Origin of the sequence: Cupriavidus sp. UYPR2.512 (assembly GCF_000379565.1) — a bacterium.
Taxonomy (GTDB): Bacteria; Pseudomonadota; Gammaproteobacteria; order Burkholderiales; family Burkholderiaceae; genus Cupriavidus.
Genome location: NZ_KB903012.1, coordinates 1 through 2,502, shown reverse-complemented (window position 1 = coordinate 2,502; position 2,502 = coordinate 1). Strand labels below are relative to the sequence as shown.

At 66.2% G+C, this 2,502-nt stretch carries 4 protein-coding genes; all 4 read left to right on the top strand.

Going from position 1 to position 2,502, the window contains the following annotated elements; genetic code table 11:
- The coding region (locus A3A5_RS44880; protein WP_232431376.1) for a hypothetical protein at nucleotides 1-189 on the top strand (189 nt) is incomplete at its 5' end.
- Nucleotides 190-397: 208 nt separating this feature from the next.
- Nucleotides 398-790 (top strand): response regulator, encoded by a 393-nt coding sequence (locus A3A5_RS0117720; RefSeq protein WP_018311879.1) that lies wholly within the window; start codon nucleotides 398-400, stop codon nucleotides 788-790.
- 140 nt (nucleotides 791-930) lie between these two features.
- On the top strand, nucleotides 931-1,407 hold the full coding sequence (locus A3A5_RS0117715) for a chemotaxis protein CheW (RefSeq protein ID WP_018311878.1): 477 nt from the start codon (nucleotides 931-933) through the stop codon (nucleotides 1,405-1,407).
- Between the two features lie 103 nt (nucleotides 1,408-1,510).
- A partial coding sequence (locus A3A5_RS0117710; protein ID WP_018311877.1) for a methyl-accepting chemotaxis protein occupies nucleotides 1,511-2,502 on the top strand: 992 nt, incomplete at its 3' end.

The window sequence follows — 2,502 nt, the reverse complement described above, 5'->3', positions numbered from 1 at the left end:
ACGCAGGCACCAGACAGGGAGCGTAGCTGGCTCGAACCACCAATCACATCAGCGGAAATCACCACCGCCCGAACCACCAACGCCGATGACTTTATAGCCAGCCGCTCAGGCGACTCGTTTTTTGGTTACTTTTTGGCGCTCGGACAAAAAGTGACTCGCCGGCTACGCCGGCGAAACAGCCCACGCTAGTCAAGCACGACAACCAACCACAGCGCCACAGCCAGAAACCCGCTCCCGCCAATCAGCAAAGAACCTAAAGTCTGCCCGCACCGCCGCCGATAACCGGTCTGGCAACCTGCCCGCGTTGGCGGAGCGGCCCTGCGCTGGCCCATCCGTCGCCGGCGCATCTTCCATCTGCCTGGCGGACCAACCACGTTCCTGTATTCCGGAGGCGCCCATGTCATCGCCCAGCATCCTCGTCGTCGACGATTCCCCCTCGCTACGCCGCATGATCGGCGCCTGCCTGCGCGCGGGAGGGTTTGACGTGACCGAGGCCGCCGACGGCGACCAGGCGCATGCGCTGGCCGCAGGCGCCAGCTTCGGCATGCTGGTCACCGACCAGGTCATGCCCGGAATGGATGGCCTCACGCTGATCCGCAGCCTGCGCGCTACTGAGCGTTATGGGCGCATCCCCATCCTGATGCTGACCACCGAGCACGACGGCAACATCCGCGAGCAGGCCCGCGCCGCCGGCGCCTCGGGTTTCCTGCCCAAGCCTTTCGATCCGGACAAGCTGATGGAGGCCGTGGCCGCGCTGCTGCCATCGGCGTCCCCTCCCTCGGAAGGGTAAGGAAAGCCCGGCGTCGCCCTTCAGTCTCCCCGAATTCAGCCGTAAACACTGGTGGGTGAAGTCATGCCCCGGTGACTGCAGCGGCCAAGGCAGCCGCAGTACCAGCAAACCAGCATGAGCCAATTTTGGGGGGCTAGACGATGAAGCACATCGACAAGGCAGACGGCGCGGGCGAGGAGTTCCTGGCCTTTACGCTGGGCCGGGAAGAATACGGCGTCGACATCCTGAAGGTCCAGGAGATCCGCGGCTACGAGTCGGTCACCCAGATTGCCAATGCACCGGACTACATCAAGGGCGTGATCAACCTGCGCGGCATCATCGTGCCGATCATCGACCTGCGCATCAAGTTCCGCCAGCAGAACGTCAGCTACGACCAGTACACGGTCGTCATCATTGTCGACCTCAACGACCGAACCACCGGCATCGTGGTGGATGGCGTGTCCGACGTGCTGACCCTCGCCGCAGAGCAGATCAAGCCCACGCCGCATTTCTCCGGCGAACTGGCGACCGACTATATCCGCGGGCTGGGCTCGGTCGAGCAACGCATGCTGATCCTGGTCGATATCGAGAAGCTGCTCAACACCGAAGAACTCGCCGCGCTCGAAGCGGTGGCGTGATCCCGCGGTAGCGCCAACTTTGTCCGGAGAGCCCCCGCCTGCCGGACCGAACCCGCCCGAGGCGCAGCACATTGCCGCGCCCGGGCCTGCAGTACTGTCATAGATGCGAAACAACCAACCCGTTACGCAGCGCGAATACAAGCTTTCTCCATCGGACTACCTGATCTCGCGCACGGACCTCAAGGGCCGGATCACCTTTGCCAACCGCACCTTTATCGAGGCGAGCGGCTTTGCGGCCGAGGAGCTGCTCGGTGCGGCGCACAACCTGGTGCGCCATCCCGACATGCCGCCGCAAGCGTTTGCCGACATGTGGCAGGACCTGCAGGCCGGCCGCACCTGGATGGGCGTGGTCAAGAACCGCCGCAAGAACGGCGACTTCTACTGGGTCAATGCGACCGTGACGCCCACGCGCGTCGATGGCCGCATGGTCGGCTACACCTCAGTGCGCTCGATGGCGACGCGCGAGCAGGTGGAAGCCGCCGGCGCCGCCTACGCACGATTCCGGGCCGGCCGCGCGCATGGGCTGGCGATCCGCCACGGCGCCGTGGTGCGCACCGGGCTGCGCGGCCTGGTGCAGGGCCTGCTGCGCCTGAACCTGAAGCGCCGCATCCTGTGGGCGCAGGCAGGCGGCATGGTGTGGTTCCTGGCCGCACTGGTTGCGGTGGAAGCCCAGGGCGGCGCAGGCGTGGCCGCCTTGCGCCCGTGGCTGTGGGGCGGCTTTGCGCTGGCGCTGGCGTCGTCGTTCGCGGCCGGCACCATGCTGCTGGCGCGCGTGCACCGTCCGGTGCGCCACATGCTGGACTTTGCGCTGCGCATGGGCGCGGGTGACCTGACCACCCGCTTCGAGCACCGCAGCGCTGACGAGATCGGGGCACTGGCGCAGGCCATGCAGACCATGCAGCGCAGCCTGCAGTCGGTGGTGCACGAGATCCAGGAAGGCATGGCCAGCATCTCCACGGCAACGCGCCAGGTGGCCGCGGGCAACAACGACCTGTCGCAACGCACCGAGCAGCAGGCGGCGTCGCTGGAGCAGACGGCGTCGAGCATGGAAGAGCTGACCAGTACGGTGCGCCAGAACGCGGACAACGCGCGCCA